Consider the following 19,746-nt stretch of genomic DNA (forward strand, 5'->3'; position numbering starts at 1 on the left):
CAACAAAGTCAATGACTTGTTAGGCCGAATGATGTATCAATCACTATTCGTCAGTCAGGAAGACTGATACCAAGGAGATCCACATGGCAACATCTACCAGCCCACGCTTTGATTGGGAAGATCCTTTCTTATTACGTGACCAACTCACGGAAGAAGAGCGCATGGTCACAGACAGCGCGCGTCAGTTTTTTCAAAAAGAGCTGATGCCTGGCATTATCGAAGCCAACCGCAATGAAAACTTCGATCGCAATATCATGCGTCAAATGGGTGAAATGGGTCTGCTAGGTGTCACGATTGAAGGTTATGGCTGTGCTGGTCTATCTAGTGTTGCTTATGGTCTGATTGCAAAAGAAGTAGAAGCCGTTGATTCGGGCTACCGTTCAGCGATGAGTGTGCAGTCAAGCCTCGTGATGCATCCTATTTGGGCGTACGGTACTGAAGAGCAGAGAGAGAAGTATTTGCCAAAGCTTGCGACAGGTGAGTACGTCGGCTGCTTCGGTCTGACTGAGCCAGATTCAGGGTCTGACCCTTCATCAATGTCGACACGTGCGCGCACAGTCGATGGCGGTTACGAGCTGACTGGTAATAAAATGTGGATTACCAACAGTCCTATCGCCGACGTGTTTGTAGTATGGGCAAAAGATGATGCGGGTGAGATTCGTGGTTTTGTGTTAGACAAAGGCATGGAAGGATTATCTGCACCAAAAATCGAAGGCAAATTCTCATTACGTGCCTCAGTCACGGGTGAGATCGTCATGGATAAAGTATTCGTTCCTGAAGCCAACGCTTTTCCAGATATTCGTGGTCTAAAAGGACCATTTGGCTGCTTGAACAAAGCTCGCTATGGTATCGCTTGGGGCAGTATGGGCGCGGCTGAATTCTGCTGGAAAGCGGCTCGTCAATACACGCTAGACCGTAAGCAGTTTGGTCGTCCGCTCGCCGCAACGCAGCTCGTACAGTTAAAACTAGCTAATATGCAAACAGAAATCAGCTTAGGTTTGCAAGCAGCGCTACGTGTGGGTCGTCTGATGGATGAGGACAACGCTGCACCTGAGATGATCTCACTTATTAAGCGTAATAACTGCGGTAAAGCGCTTGATATCGCTCGTATCGCTCGTGATATGCATGGTGGTAATGGTATCTCTGATGAGTTCCATATCATCCGTCACGTGATGAACTTGGAAGCGGTCAATACTTATGAGGGTACACATGATATCCATGCGCTTATCCTAGGTCGTGCACAAACAGGTATTCAAGCGTTCTTTTAAGCGTTTTTAGCTAATAGTGTTTGGTACAACTGTATTCGGTGACGTACGTGGCTGCTTGGCTTTTTATTAAAAGAGCATGAACAGTAGCGTACGTTTTTCAGTTGTTATTCATCATCTAACTATTTAACCGTTAAATGATGAATAACAATTTTATGATTAAAAATACGCGACAGAGTAAGGAAATCTCATGACAGATATGACTGATACGGCTAATATGCCAGAGGGTGCATTGCATGGTATCAAGGTGCTTGATTTGTCGAGAGTGCTAGCAGGGCCTTCTTGTACACAAGTATTGGCTGATCTCGGTGCCGAAGTCATTAAAATAGAGCGTCCGCATATTGGCGATGAAACGCGGCATTGGGCGCCGCCAAAGTTTAGCGACGACACATCCGCCTATTACGCGACCATTAACCGCAATAAAAAATCACTGACGGTAGATATCACTACGCTAACAGGACAAACTATTATCAAGCAGCTAATCGCTGAGAGTGATATTTTGGTTGAAAACTTTAAGGTTGGCGGACTGAAAAAATACGGTCTAGATTACGACAGTCTAAAGCAAGACAATCCGCGGCTGATTTATGCATCATTGACAGGTTTTGGTCAAACAGGTCCCGATGCCAAGCGGCCTGGTTATGATTATATTATCCAAGGTTTATCGGGGCTGATGAGTATCACAGGCCCTAGTGATGGCGAGCCGCACAAAGTTGGCGTGGCAGTCGTCGATCTATTTGCAGGTTTGCAACTGACGATTGGTATTCAGGCGGCACTGCTCGCGCGTCAACATACTGGTGTTGGACAACACGTCGATGTGGCATTGCTCGATAGTGCGCTTTCCATGCTGGCCAATGTCGGTATGAATCATCTAGCATCCGATAAGATACCGCCAAGATTGGGCAATCAGCACCCTAATATTGTGCCGTATCAAGTATTTGCTGGTGAAGGTGAGCAGCACTTTATCTTAGCCTGTGGCAATGACAGTCAGTTCGCCAAACTGTGTGACGTGCTCGCAGTTGATTGGCATACTGATGAGCGTTTTTCGACCAATCCACAACGCGTTGCCAATCGTGAACTGCTATGTGGCGAGCTAACTAAACAATTTGCCAAGCAGTCTCGCACCTATTGGCTAGAAGTGTTGGATCAAGCAGGTATCCCATGTGGCGCGATTCATAATGTGGCGGAAGCCTTAGCCATGCCGCAAGCACAAGCCCGCAACATGATTGTAAATTTCACTGAGCAAGGTAGTCCAGTACGCGCACTCGGAAATCCTATCAAATTGTCCGCATCACCTGTCAGCTACCGTACACCGCCACCGCAGTTGAGTGAACATACTGACAGCACACTTGCTGATTTGGGTTATGACAGTAAGATGATTGCTAAGCTAAAAGCCGATGGAATTGTTTGAAAGCACTTTGACAGCCGCCTATTTACAGCAATAAGTGTTATAAGTAATCAAGATAACTGATAGCTCAAAAGCTTCAGTAATAACAACATAAAAAGCAGTTAAAATGGGTCGCAGAATGCAGCAGAAAGCCCTATGACCCATTTTCTATCAGTTCGCCGTAAAGCCTAAATGCTGTTCAATTTGCTCGGCCAATTCAATCAATACAGCACTGACCTCAGCCCGCTTGGATTCATACTCTCCTTGCAAAAAACTCACTGCCATACCAGCGACCGCATTGCCTGAGGCGTTACGGATATGGGTGCCTAAGCAGTACATCCCATCGCGCAACTGTCCATCATCGAGAGACACGCGGCTTTCTTGTATCGCTGCAAGCTCGGTAGCCAAATCGGTAAAGTTACTGACACCATTCTGGGTCATAGGTGTCGGAAACGTGTCTTGATACAATGATTTGACACTATCCATCGATAATGTCGATAGCATGGCTTTACCCGTCGCAGAAAATACCGCAGGTACGCGAACGCCTGCACGAAAAGTAAAACCAAGCGGCTCAGGCGACTCATGACAAGCCAAAAATACTACTTCTCCCAAATCAAGCTTCGATAAAGTTACGGTGTGCTGAAGCAGTACTGGATACTGCACAATCAAATCTTTAAACAACTGTACAACGCCTTGCTGCTGCTCGTACTTGCCTGCCCAATACATCAAATAGGAACCCAAATAAAAGCGGCTTTCAGAGTCCTTATAAATGACATGCTTGGCAAGTAGGCTTTGCAAAATATTGTGAGTTGAGCTACGCGGTAGCCCAAGCTCTTTTGCGATATGAGCCGCAGTCAAAGGCTGTAAGCTATCGGTAATCAAGTCCAAAATTTGAAACGTTTTGTCTAGCGCAGGCACGGCAGTCGAACTCATAAATAACCTATAAAGTGAAATAAAAGAAAAAAGTACAAGATAATTTTCAAAATAATGCGATTAAGGGTTGCAAATCACGTCATATCGTTCTTATAATGATGTCTCGTATATAGAATGCGTGTTCAGTATATTGAACAAAAAATAAATTATCAATAATTATTTACGACTGACCATTGTATACATTCTTATAAACACATCCTATATGACAAGGAGCGTCACCATGTCACACGCGCTGCAGTTATCAAATCCAGATTTACTCAAACAATCTTGCTTCATTAAAGACGGCTGGCATGCTGCTAGTGATGACGCTGTGCTTGATGTAAATAATCCTTTTAATGGCGACCTTATTGGTACTGTACCAAGCCTCACGACAGAAGATGTCAACGAAGCAGTTGCTTATGCTCATGACGTCCAAACAGAGTGGGCAGCAAAAACAGCCAAAGAGCGTGCAGAGTTATTGCAAAAATGGGCTGATCTGATCGATGCCAATAAAGAAGACTTGGCCATTATTATGACCGCTGAGCAAGGCAAACCGCTTACTGAATCACGTGGTGAAGTGGGTTATGCCAATAGCTTTATTCGCTGGTTTGCCGAAGAAGGCAAGCGTGTCTACGGCGATGTGATTCCAGCTAATAGCGCACAGCTACGTCACGTTGTTCTTAAGCAGCCAGTTGGTGTTTGTGCAGCTATCACGCCTTGGAACTTCCCAGCTGCAATGATCACGCGTAAAGTTGCTCCTGCACTAGCAGCAGGCTGTACGATTATCGTCAAACCTGCTACCGAAACGCCATATTCTGCATTGGCACTTGGTGTATTGGCAGAGCAAGCGGGCATCCCAGCTGGCGTCATTCAGGTTGTGACTGGCAAATCATCAACCATCGGTGACATCTTAACGGGTGATGCACGCATTCATAAATTATCATTCACAGGCTCTACAGAAGTAGGCCGTACGTTGATGGCACAATGTGCACCGACTATCAAGAAGCTGTCGTTAGAGCTAGGTGGCAACGCGCCATTTATCGTCTTTGATGATGCGGATTTAGAAAAAGCTGCTACTGGCTTAATTGCTTCTAAATATCGTAATGCTGGTCAGACTTGTGTTTGCGCCAACCGCGTATACGTTCAAGACAGTATTAAAGATAAATTCTTAGAGGTTTTTGTCAAAAAAGTCGCTGAATTAACAGTTGGTAACGGTTTAGAAGAAGGCGTAGATATCGGTCCTCTTATCAACCAAAAAGCGTTAGATAAAGTCCAAGCCTTATTAAAAGACGCACTAGATAAAGGGGCGAAACTGGTCACTGGCGGTAGTGTCAATGACGCTTCAGAATTGACTTATAACCCAACGGTTATCACAGATATTAGCAGTGATATGGACATCGCTTCTGAAGAAATTTTTGGACCAATTGCGACCATCTTTACCTTCAAAGACGAAGCGGAAGTTATTCGTGCTGCTAACGATACTATCTATGGCTTGGCCGCTTACTTCTATAGTGGTGATTATGCTCGTTCATGGCGTGTGACTGAAGGCTTAGAGTACGGCATCATTGGACACAACACTGGTTTGATTTCTACAGAAGTTGCGCCATTTGGCGGTGTGAAGCAGTCTGGATTTGGCCGTGAAGGCTCAAAATATGGCATCGAAGACTATATTACGACCAAATATTGGTGTTCTGACGTCAGCTAATATAACAATAGCTAACGTACAAGGCACATTTTAATAGTAGCTAGCCACTGTGATGGTACTAGTGATACGAGTACCAATCACAGCAATACCGATAGTAATGAATTTAATACAACCAACACCACATTAAAAAAGGACATTCTGATGACTACGAACACCCAAACCACTAACGAAGCATTACTTGCCCGTCGTAAAGCTGTTTTACCAACAGGACTTGGGGTTGCCTTTCCTATCTTTGCAGAAAAAGCAAAAAACTCAGAGATTTGGGATGTTGAAGGCAAGCGTTATATTGATTTTATCGGTGGTATCTCGGTATTAAATACGGGTCATAGTCATCCAAAAATCACTCAACGTGTACATGAGCAAGTTGACAAATTTACGCACACTGCTGCGCAAATTGTTAGCTATGAAAGCTATGTTGATCTTGCAGAAAAACTGTGTGAAAAAGCACCTATTAGCGGTCCAACCAAAGCGCTATTTTTGACCACTGGTGCTGAAGCGGTCGAGAACACGATCAAAATCGCCCGTGCCAAAACTGGTCGTCCAGGCGTTATCTCTTTTGTTGGTGGCTGGCATGGTCGCACGCTAATGTGCATGAGCTTGACTGGTAAAGTATTACCGTACAAAAAGAACTTTGGCCCAATGCCTGGTCCTGTATTCCACGCATTGTTCCCTGCTGAAGAGTTGAACATCACAGAAGCACAAGCACTACATAGCCTTGATATGATTTTTCAGGCAGATATTGACCCAAGTGAAGTAGCGGCAATGATTATTGAGCCTATTCAAGGCGAAGGTGGCTTCCATCAAGTCACGCCATCATTTGCTAAAGCATTACGTGAAATTTGTGATGAGCACGGTATTGTATTGATTTTTGACGAAGTCCAATGTGGTTTTGCCAGAACGGGTACTTTGTTTGCAGGCGAGCAGTTGGGTGTTGAGCCAGACTTAATGACCACAGCTAAGAGTTTGGCTGGTGGTTACCCTGTATCAGCAGTGGTTGGTCGCGCTGATATTATGGACGCGCCGCAAGTAGGTGGTTTGGGTGGTACGTATTCTGGTAGTCCGATTGCGTTAGCCGCAGCATTGGCTGTAATAGAAGTTATCGAAGAAGAGAATTTGCTCGAACGTAGTGTCGTGATTGGCGATACCATTGCCGAATTCTTAAAAGGCTTAAACCTAAGTAGCATTGGCAACGTTCGCTATAAAGGTGCCATGCTAGCATTTGATTTAGTGGATAGCGAAGGCAAGCCAGATGCTGCTGCCACTGCTAACCTTAAACAAAAATCTTTTGAGCAAGGTTTGTTATTAGCGTCTTGTGGCATGTATGGCAATGCGATCCGTGTGATGGTGCCATTGACAGTTGAAGATGAAGTGCTACAAGAAGGCCTTGATATCATCAAAGGTATTCTAACTGCATAAAAAGTATTGAGTGTCATTTATTTTAGCGATGGACCGCTTTTAACCAAGTACAGCTATTTCAAGTACCGATATTGGTTAAAAGATTGTATGAAAAATAACGGCAAGGTTGCTCTTCTTATGACACTCACTTTGAGTGAGCTTTTTAACGGCGCCTTGCAAGTCAAGACGCCGTTTTTGTTTTTGCTGTTTGAGTACTATGCCGATGGCAAATCCAAGTTTTACGGCGACGCGACAGATACAACAAATATGATGGGTATTATCCCATTTAACAAAAATAGTGTAACTGTAAAAGGTTTACACGGATGAAACACAGACAAGGAGTAGGTTATGTCTGAATTAAAAAAGTCGCTAGGGGTGTTCGATATAATTGCACTGGCATTCGGTGCTATGGTTGGTTGGGGCTGGGTGGTACTGGCGGGTAGTTGGATTATCTCAGCAGGTATATGGGGCGCAATTAGCGCCTTTTTGGTCGGCGGTCTGGTAGTTGTTTTGATTGGTGTGACGTATGCTGAACTTGCAGCCTCTATGCCAATCACTGGTGGTGAGCATACTTATACCCATCGAGCGCTAGGGGTTAATATCTCCTTTATTTGCTCGTGGAGTATTTTGTTTGGTTATTTCTCAGTCGTCGCTTTTGAGGCAGTAGCGCTGCCCACCGTCGTCGAATATATCATTCCTAATTATAGCCAAGGGTATCTTTGGAATATTGCTGGTTGGGATGTTTATGCCACTTGGGTAGGCGTCGGGATGCTCGGCTCAGTGATTGTCACCTGGCTGAACATACGCGGTATGGAAGTCAGTGCCTGGTTCCAAAAAACAGCAGTAGTCGGCATTTTTCTTGTTGGTGTATTACTGTTCGTGGGTGCATTACTATTTAGTCCTGAAACCTCTAACTCTGTACAAGCGCCTAACTTTATTGGCGGTATGGGCGGCATTATGACTGTGATGGTGATGGTACCGTTCTTGTTCGTTGGCTTCGACGTCATTCCTCAAGCGGCAGAAGAGATCAATCTATCTCGCCCGAACATCGGCAAGTTTTTGATCGTCTCTATCATCATTGCCGTGCTATGGTATGTTGCTGTCGCTTGGAGTGTGGGTAAGACTTTACCGCTATTACAAGCGCAAGATTCGACATTGGCAACGGCTGATGCGATGACCAACGCTTGGAATGGTAAATGGGCTGGTACGTTGCTGGTTATTGGTGGTGTGCTCGGGATTCTATCAAGTTGGAATGCGTTTCTTATCGGTGGTAGTCGTCTGCTATATGCTATGGGTAAAACGCATATGTTGCCACAGTTTTTGTGCAAGCTGCATCCGAAATACAACACACCCGTCAATGCGATTTTATTGATCGGTGGTCTAGCGACACTTGCACCATTGTTTGGTCGTAAAATGCTGGTATGGATTGTAGATGCTGGTGGGTTCGGTATCGTTATTGCCTATACCTGTGTGGCTATGTCATTCCTAGTACTGCGCTACCGTGAGCCTGATATGGTACGCCCATTTAGAGTACCAGCAGGTAAATTGGTGGGTGCTATCACCATTATCTTAAGTATTGGTATGCTCACGCTTTATTTACCAGGTATGCCATCAGCACTCGTCCCGATTGAGTGGTGGATTTTCCTTGGCTGGATCGTACTTGGTGGGGTGTTATACGGTTATGCTACGATGAAGCATCCTGGCAAAAGTAAAGATATTATGGACCATGAGCTGCGCGAGCTAAAAACGGCTAATCAGCAATGGTTAAAAGAAAATTCATATAAAAAGTAAACTTACTTTAATTATCGTCCCATAAAAAAGCCTAACGTCAAACGTTAGGCTTTTTTTCATTCAACTAAGTTTAATCTATTAAGACTTATCACGAATAAGCTTATAGTTTAAGAACTCGGTGATACCAAGGGTGCCAAGTTCACGGCCAAAACCTGAACGTTTAACACCGCCAAATGGCGTATTAGCCTCAGAACCAGAAGGCGCGTTAATAGTAACCATGCCCACTTCTAATTTGTCAGCAATTTCAGCAGCCAGTGCTGCATCTTGCGTTTGGATAGACGCACCTAGACCAAAAGGCACATCGTTGGCGATCTTGATAGCATGTTCGATGTCATTTGCTTTGTAGACGACTGCTACAGGACCAAACAGCTCCTCACGATATACGTCCATTGATTCAGTCACATCTGTCAGTACCGCAGGCTTAAACCAAGCGCCAGGCTTGTCTTTCTCCATGCCACCTTCTACCAATACCGTCGCTCCTGCTTGGATAGCGCTGTCTAGCTGTGATTGCAAATTGACCGCAGCAGCTTTTGACGACATTGGGCCAATGAACGTATCTTCTTTAAGCGGGTCAGCCAAAGTCATGTTACTGACTGCATTGGTAAAGCCTTCAACGAATTTATCATAGACAGATTCGATAACGATCAAACGCTTGGCTGCGTTACAAGCTTGTCCAGTATTACCGAAACGACCAGAGATAGCGCCTTGTATCGCTTGCTCGATATCGGCATCAGCTGCAACGATAAAGGCATCTGAACCACCCAATTCTAGAACGACTTTTTTGAGTGCGCCACCAGCTTCTTTGGCAACTGCTTGACCAGCACGTTCAGAACCTGTTAATGAGACACCCTGTACGCGAGCGTCGTTGATGATGGTCGCTGATTGCTCGTTGGTCGCAAAGATATTGTTATAGACACCTTCAGGTACGCCAGCATCTTTAAAGATATCGACAATAATTTCTGCGGTGTTTGGACACTGCGGTGCGTGTTTTAAGATAATCGTGTTACCCGCCATAAAGTTTGGCGCGACAAAACGGGCTACTTGGTAATGTGGATAGTTCCACGGCATAATACCTAAAAGCGCGCCTACAGGATGCTTTTCTACCGATGCTGATCCGCTATCGACGTCAATAGTGCTAGGTGCTAGCAGTTGCTCAGCGTTGTCTGCATAGTAGCGAAAAATATCAGCAACCAGACCGATTTCACCTTTTGCCTGTGCAACGGGTTTGCCCATCTCATTAGCCACGATACGTGATAGCTCATCTTGACGCTCAAGATAGATATCAGCGATTTTATGCAGTAGTGCACTGCGCTCATCTAATGAGACGTGACGCCAGTCTTGATACGCGCTGTCGGCTTGCTCAATGACCTGTTGGATATCTTGTTCAGTGGCAGTAGGGTAAGTGGCTTCTACTTCGCCAGTGGCTGGGTTATTAACCTGATAGTCGCTCATGTTGTGTCCTTTATTTTAAAATATTATTGAGTTTATCGTCCATTTTGGTCTATCTTTTTATACGGGCATTTTTACTTAATAATTTTAGTTATTACTTTTGACTGATGGTTTTGGTTGCTGCTGCGTAATACAGTGAATATTACCGCCACCAAATACAATCTCTCTTGTTCGTACTCCCACTACCTGATGTTGAGGAAAGACTTTTTCAAGCTGTTCGATGGCGAGTGCATCATTTATATCATCATATTGCGGCACGATGACCGCGTCATTACAAATCAAAAAATTGGCATATGAGGCAATACAGACATCACCTGTCAGACGTGGTTTGGCATCATCAGATTGGACAATGTCGTAATCGTTAGGCAAGGTTACTGGCTGCTGGGTGCAGCAAAGCTTATGAACTTTTAGATGTCTGCCTTTTGCATCGGTCATATTTGAGAGCTGCTTATAGGCTTGTTGCGTTGCTTCATAAAACGGATTTTCAGGATCATCAGTGAACAAGCAAACCACTTCACCCGGGCGTGCAAAGCAGGCGATATCGTCAATGTGACCTGTAGTTTCATCAGGGTCAATACCATCATCAACCCAGAGCACTTTTTGAACGTTGAGATAAGCTTTTAATTTGTCCTCAATCTGCTGCTCGTTCAGATGTGGATTGCGCCCCGGACTTAGCAGACACATACGCGTGGTCAGAACCGTGCCTTCACCATCGACATGAAACGCGCCGCCTTCCATAACGAAGTTATCCGTTCGATAACGCGGAATATCTAGCTGCTCGCACAGTCGTTCTGCGAGCTTATCATCGTCATCCCATGGCGAGTAGAGGCCATCATAGTCTCCGCCCCATGCATTGAATGTCCAATCACAAGCACGTAGCTCGCCTGCGTCATTGATTAAGAACGTCGGAACGGTATCACGCGCCCACGCATCGTTGCTTGGCATAGAGATAACGTCGATATCATCAGGTAAGCTATCGCGGCACTGCTGATAGTCGTCAGGATTGACCAGCACGCCAACTTCACAAAACTTGTTAATCGCCAACGCTACATCAGCATAAGCTTTTTTTGCAGGGACAGCTTGTTGTCGCCAGTTATCAGCACGGTATGGCCAGACCATCCAGACTTTTTGTATTGGCTCAAACTCTGCTGGCATATAAAAATCATCTTGCTGCGGGGTTGAGTCTGTCAGTAATATAGACATAAAATCACCTTATCGTACACGAGCGACTATAAAAATAATGAGAGTAAACTAAAGAAACGAGTTAACCGTGAGTGAGCAACGTGCCATACATTGATGGACGACGATCACGGAACACACCCCATTCCTGACGTTCGATAGCCAGTTGATCTAAGTCAAAGGTCATACTCATCACTTCACTCGTATCTGCTGACGCTTCCTTTACAATCTCCCCGCGACCGTCGGTAATGAACGAGCTACCATAGAACTGCATCGTGCTGTCATTACCATTTTGACTGATAGTTTCAGTGCCAATGCGATTGGCGGCAATAACTGGCATCAGGTTGGCTGCAGAATGGCCTTGCATACAGCGCTGCCAATGACCTTTTGAATCGATGCCAAGCGTTGGCTCATCGCCAATAGCAGTCGGATAAAACAGCAACTCGGCACCCATCAATGCCATGCTACGAGCGCATTCAGGGAACCACTGATCCCAGCAGATACCCACGCCAATCTTAGCGTACTTGGTCTGCCAAACTTTGAACCCTGTATCGCCAGGGGTAAAGTAGAATTTTTCGGCATAAGGAATGCCATCTGGGATATGCGTTTTGCGATAAGTGCCCAATATCTCACCATCGGCATCGATGACAGTGATGCTATTAAAAAAGGTATTACCTGATTTTTCATAGAAACTAATGGGTAATACCACTTCTAACTCTTTTGCCAGTTTTTTAAAGTGATTGATAGCGGCATTATCTTCAACTGAGGTCGCCAGTTTGAAATAGTCAAAATCATGAACTTGGCAAAAGTAAGGCGTCTCAAACAACTCTTGTAGCAAAATAATATTGGCACCATCATTGGCCGCTTTTTTTACTAAGTCAGTCGCGGTTGCAATGTTTTGCTGGATATCCCAACCGCATGTCATCTGAGTGGTTGCCACAGTAACGTTTCGCATGATTTAAATCCTTTTATTGATCGATAGGTAACACTATAGGTAAATGGTGATTTGTATTTTCTAACGAACAATTTCTCATCATTCGTTAGTGTATAGCTTAACCATAGTTAAGCTAATTTTAGACAAGTTTATACGCTTAAGCCATCATATAACCCAATCCTAAGAAAGTGAAGACAGTTAGTACTGCTCCTAACAATGCATAAGGGAATTGGGTAAAGGCATGCTGCATAGGAGAGCAGCCAGCACCTTGCGCAGCAAGTAACGATGAGTCACTAAAGAAGCACGCATGACTACCGAACGATGAAGCCGATAACAAGGCGCCAATCATAAGTGGTGTGCTCACGCCAAGGGCGAGTGATATTGGGAATACAATCGGCATCGCCAACACGTACAGACCCCAGCTTGATGCGGTCGCAAAAGTTAAGAAAGCCATCACAGCGAAAATAATCGCAGGGAAGATAATGACCGTCATGTGCGGTGAGATAGCGTCAATGACATACATCGTCATACCAAGCTCGTCGTTAATGGCTTTCAAAAAGAAACCACCAATAACGGTCGAGAGAGGATAGAGCATGACTTTAAAGCCTTTAAAGATAGACTCCATTTGTGTCTCAAAGCTTAAGATACCTTGCATCCAATAGATAACAACCGTCACAAAACAGGTTAATAGTGCACCGCGTAACAGGTCAACTTCAAAGTAGATGGTCGAGACAATCAACAGAATCATTGGAAAAGCAAAATTAGCGATATTGGCTTTGAACGATAACGTGCGTTTGGCTTTAACATTTGAAACTAACTGCTCATCAACGAAAGCCTCTGGAACAGGGTTGCCAGCTTTGGCGCGTTTCTCAGCGCGTTTCATTGGTCCCCAGTCGCCTAGGATACCGTAAGCTACTAAAAATACGATGAGTAGCGCAAACCACGCATAGGCCATGTAAGGAATAGCGCTGATATAAAGTCCGATACCGCCGCCATCTGCCGCTACGCCGTTTTCTTCTAGTAGACCTGCAAAGTAAACTGCCCAAGTCGAGATAGGCACGATGATGCACATAGGAGCGGCGGTTGAATCGACGATATAGGCAAGTTTTTCGCGAGAGACATTATAGACGTCAGTGAGCTTTTTAACGGAAGTAGATACCGCTAAGCAGTTCAAGTAATCATCAATAAAGACCACAACGCCCAACGCAAAAGTAGCCAATAACGACTGACGACGCGATTTGATAATTTTTTGTAGCCATTCACTAAAACCATTTAGGCATCCACTGATTTCAAGGAGCTGGATAAGACCACCCATGAGACCACAAACGAGTACGATCCAAATAATGGTTTCGTTACCGAGTACAGCTGAGATATTATCTGCGAAAGGGGAAACTAAATCGAATGGGTTGAGCATAACGAGGCCAGCGACGCAGCCTGCGATCATAGATTCAAAAGGACGCCTAGAGATGATAGCGGTGACTAATACTAATAAGGTGGGTAATAAGGACAAAGCACCCCAAGATTCATCTGGGCCGCGACTCATAGAAAGCCAAGCAAAGGCTAGATAAATAACAGCGGCTACTACTACGGTGAGAAAGACTCGCTTATTATGATAGTGCCCTTCGACAGCATCATTGAGTTTCATGTTCATGTTTACACTCCCTATAGAACATAATTTTTTAAAACAAACTCTATTTTGTGGTTGATGCTCGATAGAGAGTAGCGAAACAACTTTCTATCAAGCTTCCTATCACAGCAATCCATTACTGTGATAGGTCAGTGCAACAGTAGTTTTTATGAGAAAAGCGTTGAGTATATCGTCCGCTTTTATGCAAGGTTAGTCCTATATTTACATGCCAGTCTTGTCCTTTAGCGCGTACCACCATGACCCCATCATAGAGTAGGGCACTCGTAGTGCGCGACCACCAGGGAAAGGAATCCAAGGAATTTTCGTAAATGTATCAAACTCTTTTGTGTTGCCATTGATGGCATCGGCCAGTATCTGTCCAAACAGATGCGAGCCTGTCACACCGTGACCACTGTACCCATGGGCGAAATATACTCGATCATGTAGTTTACCCATCTGCGGCACACGTGAAAAAGACAGCGCAAAATTACCGCTCCATGCATAGTCAATTTTTACATCACGCAGCTCTGGGAAAATCTTATTCATGTTGGGTCTGATTTTGGCAGTGATATCAGAGGGATCTTGACCGCCGTAGACCGTACCGCCGCCAAACAACATGCGCTTGTCTGCTGACAGACGATAGTAGTCAAGGATATAGCGGACATCTTCAACACAAACATCAGTAGGGAGCAGCTGATCGGCCAAATCACCCAATGGTTCGGTGGCGATAATTTGCGTTGATACTGGCATAACTCGATCAGTCAGTTTAGGAATGACTTTGTTTAAGTACGCATTACCGCACATAACGGCTTGTTTACAAGTGACCGTACCAAACTCAGTAATGACCTTGATATGGTCATCAGCATATTCAACATCAACGACTAAGGTGTTTTCGTAAATAGTACCGCCACGTGATTCTATGGCAGCTGCTTCACCAAGCGCAAGGTTTAGTGGATGAAAGTGTCCACCTGAATGATCGATAACGCCGCCCACATACGCATCTGATTTAATGTGCTCTTGCATGCCGTATTTGTCGAGCATTTCACGGTCGTGCATACCATGGCTTTCCCACAGTGCATGCGTTTTTTGTAGGTCTCTTAACTGCCCGTTGTTTAAGGCGGCAAAGATATTTTTTTCTTTCAGATCACAGCTGATATCGTAGTCTTTGATCAATCGGCGAATGATTTTACCACCGCGAGTCACAAGCTGACCGACAAAATCAGCATTTTCTTGACCATAAGAGCTTTTGATTTTTTCCAAGCTGGCATTTAGACCATTGACAATCTGACCACCATTGCGACCTGATGCACCCCAACCGATCTGTGCGCCTTCAAGTACGACCACTTCGTGATCTGTCTCCATGAGGTGCAGTGCCGTTGATAAGCCGCTATAGCCACCACCGACCACGCAAATCTCAACATGAATGTCATCTTCTAGCTTTGGTCTATCTGGTTTAGGATTGCGACTGGCAGCATAATAGCTATCAGGATATTGCCCATTGTCTGAGTAGTGTGGAATATTGCGCGTATTGTTAGACGGCTTGCTATTTGACATATTAGACATCCTGTAAATAGGTGAGGTATTCAAGATTGGTGACTTGCTGAGCAAAGCGCATGGCTTCTTGCTTTTTAACGGCAATCAGAAGTTCAATCATCTCGCTTGGGAATAGTGCATCAATGACGTCGCTGTTTTCAAATTGACGAATGGCTGACAACCAATCTAATGGCAAGGTTTTAAGGTCTTCATCATTATAAGTAATACTATTGATTGGATCTGGGGCTTCTAGTTTGTTTTCGATACCATACAGCATGCCTGCTAGTACTGCACTACAGACTAAATAAGGGTTGGCATCAGCACCTGAAACGCGGTGTTCGATACGGCGTGCTCTTGAATCTCCACCTGGAATACGTACGGCTGCTGTACGGTTTTCATAACCCCATGACACATTATTTGGTGCTAGTGTACCTGGTGCAAAGCGGCGATAAGAGTTGACGTGTGGTGCAAACAGTAATGTGCAGTCTGACATAGTCTTCAGTAGGCCAGCGACGGCATGACGTAGCATATCCGAGCCTTCATCTGAACCATCGTCAAAGATATTATTGCCGTCTTTATCTAGCAAGCTGCAATGTACATGAAAGCCATTACCAGACTGTAGACCAAACGGTTTGGCCATAAAAGTGGCGGTGAGCTTGCGACGAGCAGCGACCGCTTTGACCACTTGTTTGAATAGTATCGCATCGTCAGCGGCTTTTAGTGGATCATCGACATGCAATAAGTTGATCTCAAACTGACCACAGCCGTTTTCTGCCAATGCTGCATCAACAGGAATATCGAGTTTCTCACACTGAGCGTAGACTTCGTCTAAAAACTCATCAAATTGTAATAAATCATTGATACTAAGAATAGAGGTTTTGTTCAGTCTCAGGCCGCTCTTAGGACGGATAGGTGGCTTGGGTGTCTCTCCCTCAGTATAGTCAACCAAATAAAACTCAAGCTCGGTTGCCATGACAGGTGTCAAACCAAGCGCTTTGAATTTGTTGCTAATGAAGTTCAGAACGTGGCGAGCATCACCGTAGTAAGGCTCATTGTCTTCGGTATAGAGCCACACAGGTAGCAGAGATGATGGTGCACTGGTATTTAGAAGCGGAGAAGCAGCACGACCAGTAGGGCGAGCAATGGCATCGATGTCACCATTACACTGGGAAGATTCAATAACATCAGCACCCCAGATATCGACACCTAAAATAGATAGTGGTAATCGAATATCGCCATTTTGTGCTTTTCCCATTTGATTATATGGGATGCGTTTACCGCGAAGTAACCCGTTGATATCACCCGCCGCAATATAAACATATTCGGTATTGTTTGTTGCCGTACTTATAGTTTCACTATTCGTTGTCATCTCTTCTATCCCTGTCAGTTTCAAACGATTTTGGTTGGCTTTTATAATTTAACTAACAATATTAAATACTTAGTATTCAGTGCTTAGCGAATTTCAGAAAGCTATCTGTTAATGTGCACAATGTATAAAAATTGTTTTGTGTCATAAATATGTCTTTTAATATATGTATGAAGTTTATAGTTGTCAATATTTATTTTTATTTATCTAAAAGTAATTTATATAACTCATAATACCTTAAAGAGTTGTTAGTGAAGTTTATAGTTTACATTTGATGAGGTATTGTGATAAATTTTGGTTAAGTAAATACTTACACCATCTGGACATATAGGTTCGGATACCATATCTAGGGAAAGAATATGTCTACTACTAAGCCAATCATCGCTATCGTGTCATGCCATAAAATGGTTGATGGCCAACCAGCACAAGCGGTATATCAAAAATATATCGATGCCATACAACACTATGGTGGGAACCCAATATTGCTACCTTACACCGCTGCTGATGACGCAAACTTTGAAACATTAATATCGCTAGTAGATGGTATATTATTGACAGGCAGTTATAGCAATGTTGCGCCGACACGTTATGGCGCGACACACGTAGAAGAAAAGCAAGATTTAAATCGTGATGAGCTGAGCTTTAAGCTATTGGATTATTCAGACAAGTCTGGCACACCTTTATTAGCAGTGTGCCGTGGCTTACAAGAGATGAATGTGCATTTTGCGGGGACACTGCACCCAGATTGGCGTGAGATAGAAGGGTTTTATGAGCAGCATCTAGAAGACAATACGCAACCGCTCGAAGTACAATATCAGCCAGTACATGATGTCATCATCCAGCCTGAAGGAAAGCTTGCAGCATTTGGTGAGGAGTGGCATGTCAACTCGTTACATAAGCAAGCAATCAATAAAGTGGGTGAGGGGTTATTTGTTGAGGCAGTCGCACGTGATGGATTGGTAGAGGCAATCAGCTTAGCAAAACATCCGTTTATGATTGGTGTACAATGGCATCCTGAACTAAATTATGCCAAAGATGGTTTTTCCAAATTTTTATTTACGGAATTTATTCATTATGCCAGTCAAACAAAATCCTGATAACAACGTCGATACTAATACCAGTATCGATGATGACATCAACGATGAAGAAGCGTGTTCTACTGAAGAGCAGGATATGCTTGAAAATACTCAAGAGTTAGAAAAGCCTGAAGAAGATATTGGTAAAAAAATCAACCAATTGCGTCTTACCAAAGGTTTCTCGCAGCGTAAATTGGCGAGATTAGCAGGATTGACCAATACTTCCATCAGTGCTATCGAGCGTAATAAGGTTAGCCCTGCCGTCAATACGCTAAAAGCAATATTGGAAGTGCTCGATTCTGACCTAAACACCTTTTTTAGTGACGAGTGGAAAGAACGTAAAGACAGAGTCGTTGTTACACCAAAAGATCTGGTAGAAATTAGTGAGCCAAACAGTCGAGTCTCTATCAAACAAGTATTTAATGGTAGTCCGATTAAAAACTTAGGGTTTTTGATAGAGGTTTACCAGCCGAATAGTTCGACTGAAGATAGGATTTCTCATGAAGGTGAGGAGATAGGTACCGTGATCGAAGGCAAGATTATCATTCGTATTGATGATACTACTTACCTGTTAAATGAAGGCGATAGCTACGTGATTAAAACCTGTCTGCCTCATACTTTTATTAACCCAACTAATGCCATTACTCGCATTATCAGCGCGCATACTCCAGCGACTTACTAAACTGGCTTATTAGTTTGAGTACTCATTAACATTCAATATTTAAAAGGCTACTTTCAGCGATGAAGGTAGCCTTTTTTACGTTTAGTCTGTCGTAGTATCTGCTTTTCTCGGTTTTTCTTTCGTCAGTTTTATTTTAGGATTTTTAGCAACAGGTTCAATATTTTTGACCGCAACATTCAGGGCGGGTTTGGCCGCTTTTTTGAGGCTTTTTTTAATTCTTCGCACTGCGATTGCATCTGCCTCCGCTTGTTCTTCTGCTAGTGCTGTCTTGTGTAAACCTTCATATACCTCAAGTGTCTTATCAATCATCTCTCGCATGGTAAATTTATTGGTCATTTCAGGGCGAGTCACACTCTCCAGCTGATTTCTAACTGCTTTACAAAGCGCATTGGCATTGTACTTTTTGACCAGTCCTTGTGGGTAGAGCGGTTGCAAAATCTCGCTAAAGGCTGCTTGATCCCAACCAATGACAGGCGTACCTAGATGTATGGCTTGTAGGGCGTTGATACCGATTGACTCTGGCTCATTGGCCAGTGCCATGACAATATTGGCCGCCGATAGCCATTCCCGCATATCATTACGTTTGCTACCTACATAAGTGATGCGTTCAGCAAGTCCCAAGCTGTTGGTACGTTGGCGAAAGTCTTCATGAGCGACATCACCATCTTTATAGTCTTCATCCATAATAATGACATGAATATTGGGGAACTGTTCCTGCAGATTGCCCAAGATATCAATGAGCCATTCTTGTCCATACTCATTACCGATGACGGTTGGAAATACTAGCCATTTTTTGTGCTCAAGCTCAGGGTATTCAGCAAAGGTATGACGTAACCAATAGACGGAAGGATTATGACGGTAAGGGTAGCGCCGAGTATCGATGCCGCGATAGATACGCGTGATGACTTTAGGGTCTACGTCCTCTAGGTCCTCTAGGTCCTCGATGCGTAGTCCTTTTCTTAGATATTGAGTGACACTATCAGATACAGTGATTATCGTATCAACGTTGAGCAAGGCTTGAGAGTACTTATTAATAGGATAAAAACCATACATGGTCGAGACCAGTTTGGGAAACCGTTTGATGCGTGCTCGGCGCAGTGCCAAATGCAGTATCCATGCAGGTGTACGCGAGTGTATATGGATGACATCAGGTTCGTGCTTTTCTATCAAATGTCGCAGTGCAGAAACTTGTAGCAATGCTAGCCAAGACTTTTTATTCACATGCAGTTGATGGTATATATTGCCATCACGCTTGAGACGTCTAACCAAATCATTGTCTTCATCGGCACTCGAGACAATAATAGAAGTATGCTCATTTTTGACCAATGCCCGCCCAAGATGAAAAATGCCGCGCTCGGATTCATCATGCTTTAGAGACGACAGTAAGCGCATAACTTTCATAATAGCGTTGGTCACCAGTTAGTAATATCAATTTGCTATTGTCAGTG

The 19,746-nt window shown here is 44.1% G+C and carries 16 protein-coding genes; 8 read left to right on the forward strand and 8 right to left on the reverse strand.

Annotation, left to right across the window (positions count from 1 at the left end; translation table 11 throughout):
• Window positions 1–83: 83 nt before the first annotated feature.
• A complete protein-coding gene (locus tag ACT3QR_RS12615) occupies window positions 84–1,268 on the forward strand; it encodes an acyl-CoA dehydrogenase (protein ID WP_444521677.1) in 1,185 nt (394 codons plus the stop codon).
• Between the two features lie 196 nt (window positions 1,269–1,464).
• Window positions 1,465–2,673, forward strand: coding sequence for a CaiB/BaiF CoA transferase family protein (locus ACT3QR_RS12620; protein ID WP_444521710.1), 1,209 nt, complete (start codon window positions 1,465–1,467; stop codon window positions 2,671–2,673).
• Between the two features lie 147 nt (window positions 2,674–2,820).
• On the opposite strand, the gene ACT3QR_RS12625 is transcribed toward ACT3QR_RS12620, so the two are convergent.
• Window positions 2,821–3,582, reverse strand: coding sequence for an IclR family transcriptional regulator (locus tag ACT3QR_RS12625; protein ID WP_444521678.1), 762 nt, complete (start codon window positions 3,580–3,582; stop codon window positions 2,821–2,823).
• 220 nt (window positions 3,583–3,802) lie between these two features.
• Between ACT3QR_RS12625 and ACT3QR_RS12630 the strand changes: the two genes are divergently transcribed.
• The 4 genes from ACT3QR_RS12630 to ACT3QR_RS12645 all read left to right on the forward strand — a co-directional run bounded on the left by ACT3QR_RS12630 (window position 3,803) and on the right by ACT3QR_RS12645 (window position 8,452).
• Window positions 3,803–5,266 (forward strand): NAD-dependent succinate-semialdehyde dehydrogenase, encoded by a 1,464-nt coding sequence (locus ACT3QR_RS12630; protein ID WP_444521679.1) that lies wholly within the window; start codon window positions 3,803–3,805, stop codon window positions 5,264–5,266.
• 141 nt (window positions 5,267–5,407) lie between these two features.
• Window positions 5,408–6,682 (forward strand): 4-aminobutyrate--2-oxoglutarate transaminase, encoded by a 1,275-nt coding sequence (gene gabT / locus ACT3QR_RS12635; protein ID WP_444521680.1) that lies wholly within the window; start codon window positions 5,408–5,410, stop codon window positions 6,680–6,682.
• 87 nt (window positions 6,683–6,769) lie between these two features.
• Complete coding sequence (locus tag ACT3QR_RS12640) at window positions 6,770–6,988, forward strand: hypothetical protein (protein ID WP_444521681.1); 219 nt, start codon at window positions 6,770–6,772, stop codon at window positions 6,986–6,988.
• A 21-nt stretch (window positions 6,989–7,009) separates the two neighbouring features.
• Window positions 7,010–8,452: an APC family permease gene (locus ACT3QR_RS12645; RefSeq protein WP_444521682.1), complete on the forward strand. Its 1,443-nt coding sequence runs from the start codon at window positions 7,010–7,012 to the stop codon at window positions 8,450–8,452.
• 78 nt (window positions 8,453–8,530) lie between these two features.
• Here the strand turns inward: ACT3QR_RS12645 and ACT3QR_RS12650 are convergent, their stop codons facing one another.
• The 6 genes from ACT3QR_RS12650 to ACT3QR_RS12675 form a co-directional block, all read right to left on the reverse strand.
• Window positions 8,531–9,904: an NAD-dependent succinate-semialdehyde dehydrogenase gene (locus ACT3QR_RS12650; RefSeq protein WP_444521683.1), complete on the reverse strand. Its 1,374-nt coding sequence runs from the start codon at window positions 9,902–9,904 to the stop codon at window positions 8,531–8,533.
• A gap of 84 nt (window positions 9,905–9,988) precedes the next feature.
• Window positions 9,989–11,104 carry an agmatine deiminase gene (aguA, locus tag ACT3QR_RS12655; RefSeq protein ID WP_444521684.1) on the reverse strand — a complete coding sequence of 372 codons (1,116 nt, stop codon included), beginning with the start codon at window positions 11,102–11,104 and terminating at the stop codon, window positions 9,989–9,991.
• Window positions 11,105–11,165: 61 nt separating this feature from the next.
• A complete protein-coding gene (aguB, locus tag ACT3QR_RS12660) occupies window positions 11,166–12,035 on the reverse strand; it encodes an N-carbamoylputrescine amidase (RefSeq protein WP_444521685.1) in 870 nt (289 codons plus the stop codon).
• Between the two features lie 136 nt (window positions 12,036–12,171).
• The gene (locus ACT3QR_RS12665) at window positions 12,172–13,665 is read right to left on the reverse strand and encodes a Na+/H+ antiporter NhaC family protein (RefSeq protein WP_444521686.1); all 1,494 of its coding nucleotides are present in this window, start codon (window positions 13,663–13,665) and stop codon (window positions 12,172–12,174) included.
• Between the two features lie 198 nt (window positions 13,666–13,863).
• The gene (locus tag ACT3QR_RS12670; protein WP_444521687.1) at window positions 13,864–15,195 is read right to left on the reverse strand and encodes an NAD(P)/FAD-dependent oxidoreductase; all 1,332 of its coding nucleotides are present in this window, start codon (window positions 15,193–15,195) and stop codon (window positions 13,864–13,866) included.
• 1 nt (window position 15,196) lies between these two features.
• Window positions 15,197–16,543 carry a glutamine synthetase family protein gene (locus ACT3QR_RS12675; protein WP_444521688.1) on the reverse strand — a complete coding sequence of 449 codons (1,347 nt, stop codon included), beginning with the start codon at window positions 16,541–16,543 and terminating at the stop codon, window positions 15,197–15,199.
• Between the two features lie 356 nt (window positions 16,544–16,899).
• Here ACT3QR_RS12675 and ACT3QR_RS12680 point away from each other — a divergent pair, with 356 nt between their 5' ends.
• Entirely contained in the window at window positions 16,900–17,637 is a 738-nt protein-coding gene (locus ACT3QR_RS12680; RefSeq protein ID WP_444521689.1) for a gamma-glutamyl-gamma-aminobutyrate hydrolase family protein, read from the forward strand.
• Complete coding sequence (locus ACT3QR_RS12685; RefSeq protein ID WP_444521690.1) at window positions 17,615–18,298, forward strand: cupin domain-containing protein; 684 nt, start codon at window positions 17,615–17,617, stop codon at window positions 18,296–18,298. Before ACT3QR_RS12680 ends, ACT3QR_RS12685 begins: the two co-directional genes overlap by 23 nt.
• An 81-nt stretch (window positions 18,299–18,379) precedes the next feature.
• Here ACT3QR_RS12685 and ACT3QR_RS12690 read toward each other — a convergent pair whose 3' ends face one another.
• Window positions 18,380–19,699, reverse strand: coding sequence for a glycosyltransferase (locus tag ACT3QR_RS12690; RefSeq protein ID WP_444521691.1), 1,320 nt, complete (start codon window positions 19,697–19,699; stop codon window positions 18,380–18,382).
• Window positions 19,700–19,746 lie beyond the last annotated feature (47 nt).

It is taken from the genome of Psychrobacter sp. AOP7-B1-25 (genome assembly GCF_052376195.1).
Taxonomy (GTDB): domain Bacteria; phylum Pseudomonadota; class Gammaproteobacteria; order Pseudomonadales; family Moraxellaceae; genus Psychrobacter.

Excerpts from the sequence above, each read along its gene's own strand:
- ACT3QR_RS12630 (WP_444521679.1), top strand. The coding sequence starts at position 3,803 with ATGTCACACGCGCTGCAGTTATCAAATCCAGATTTACTCAAACAATCT.
- ACT3QR_RS12685 (WP_444521690.1), top strand. The coding sequence starts at position 17,615 with ATGCCAGTCAAACAAAATCCTGATAACAACGTCGATACTAATACCAGT.
- ACT3QR_RS12665 (WP_444521686.1), bottom strand. The coding sequence starts at position 13,665 with ATGAACATGAAACTCAATGATGCTGTCGAAGGGCACTATCATAATAAG.
- aguA (WP_444521684.1), bottom strand. The coding sequence starts at position 11,104 with ATGTCTATATTACTGACAGACTCAACCCCGCAGCAAGATGATTTTTAT.
- ACT3QR_RS12690 (WP_444521691.1), bottom strand. The coding sequence starts at position 19,699 with ATGAAAGTTATGCGCTTACTGTCGTCTCTAAAGCATGATGAATCCGAG.
- ACT3QR_RS12650 (WP_444521683.1), bottom strand. The coding sequence starts at position 9,904 with ATGAGCGACTATCAGGTTAATAACCCAGCCACTGGCGAAGTAGAAGCC.
- aguB (WP_444521685.1), bottom strand. The coding sequence starts at position 12,035 with ATGCGAAACGTTACTGTGGCAACCACTCAGATGACATGCGGTTGGGAT.
- ACT3QR_RS12625 (WP_444521678.1), bottom strand. The coding sequence starts at position 3,582 with ATGAGTTCGACTGCCGTGCCTGCGCTAGACAAAACGTTTCAAATTTTG.
- gabT (WP_444521680.1), top strand. The coding sequence starts at position 5,408 with ATGACTACGAACACCCAAACCACTAACGAAGCATTACTTGCCCGTCGT.
- ACT3QR_RS12670 (WP_444521687.1), bottom strand. The coding sequence starts at position 15,195 with ATGTCAAATAGCAAGCCGTCTAACAATACGCGCAATATTCCACACTAC.
- ACT3QR_RS12615 (WP_444521677.1), top strand. The coding sequence starts at position 84 with ATGGCAACATCTACCAGCCCACGCTTTGATTGGGAAGATCCTTTCTTA.
- ACT3QR_RS12680 (WP_444521689.1), top strand. The coding sequence starts at position 16,900 with ATGTCTACTACTAAGCCAATCATCGCTATCGTGTCATGCCATAAAATG.
- ACT3QR_RS12675 (WP_444521688.1), bottom strand. The coding sequence starts at position 16,543 with ATGACAACGAATAGTGAAACTATAAGTACGGCAACAAACAATACCGAA.
- ACT3QR_RS12640 (WP_444521681.1), top strand. The coding sequence starts at position 6,770 with ATGAAAAATAACGGCAAGGTTGCTCTTCTTATGACACTCACTTTGAGT.
- ACT3QR_RS12620 (WP_444521710.1), top strand. The coding sequence starts at position 1,465 with ATGACTGATACGGCTAATATGCCAGAGGGTGCATTGCATGGTATCAAG.
- ACT3QR_RS12645 (WP_444521682.1), top strand. The coding sequence starts at position 7,010 with ATGTCTGAATTAAAAAAGTCGCTAGGGGTGTTCGATATAATTGCACTG.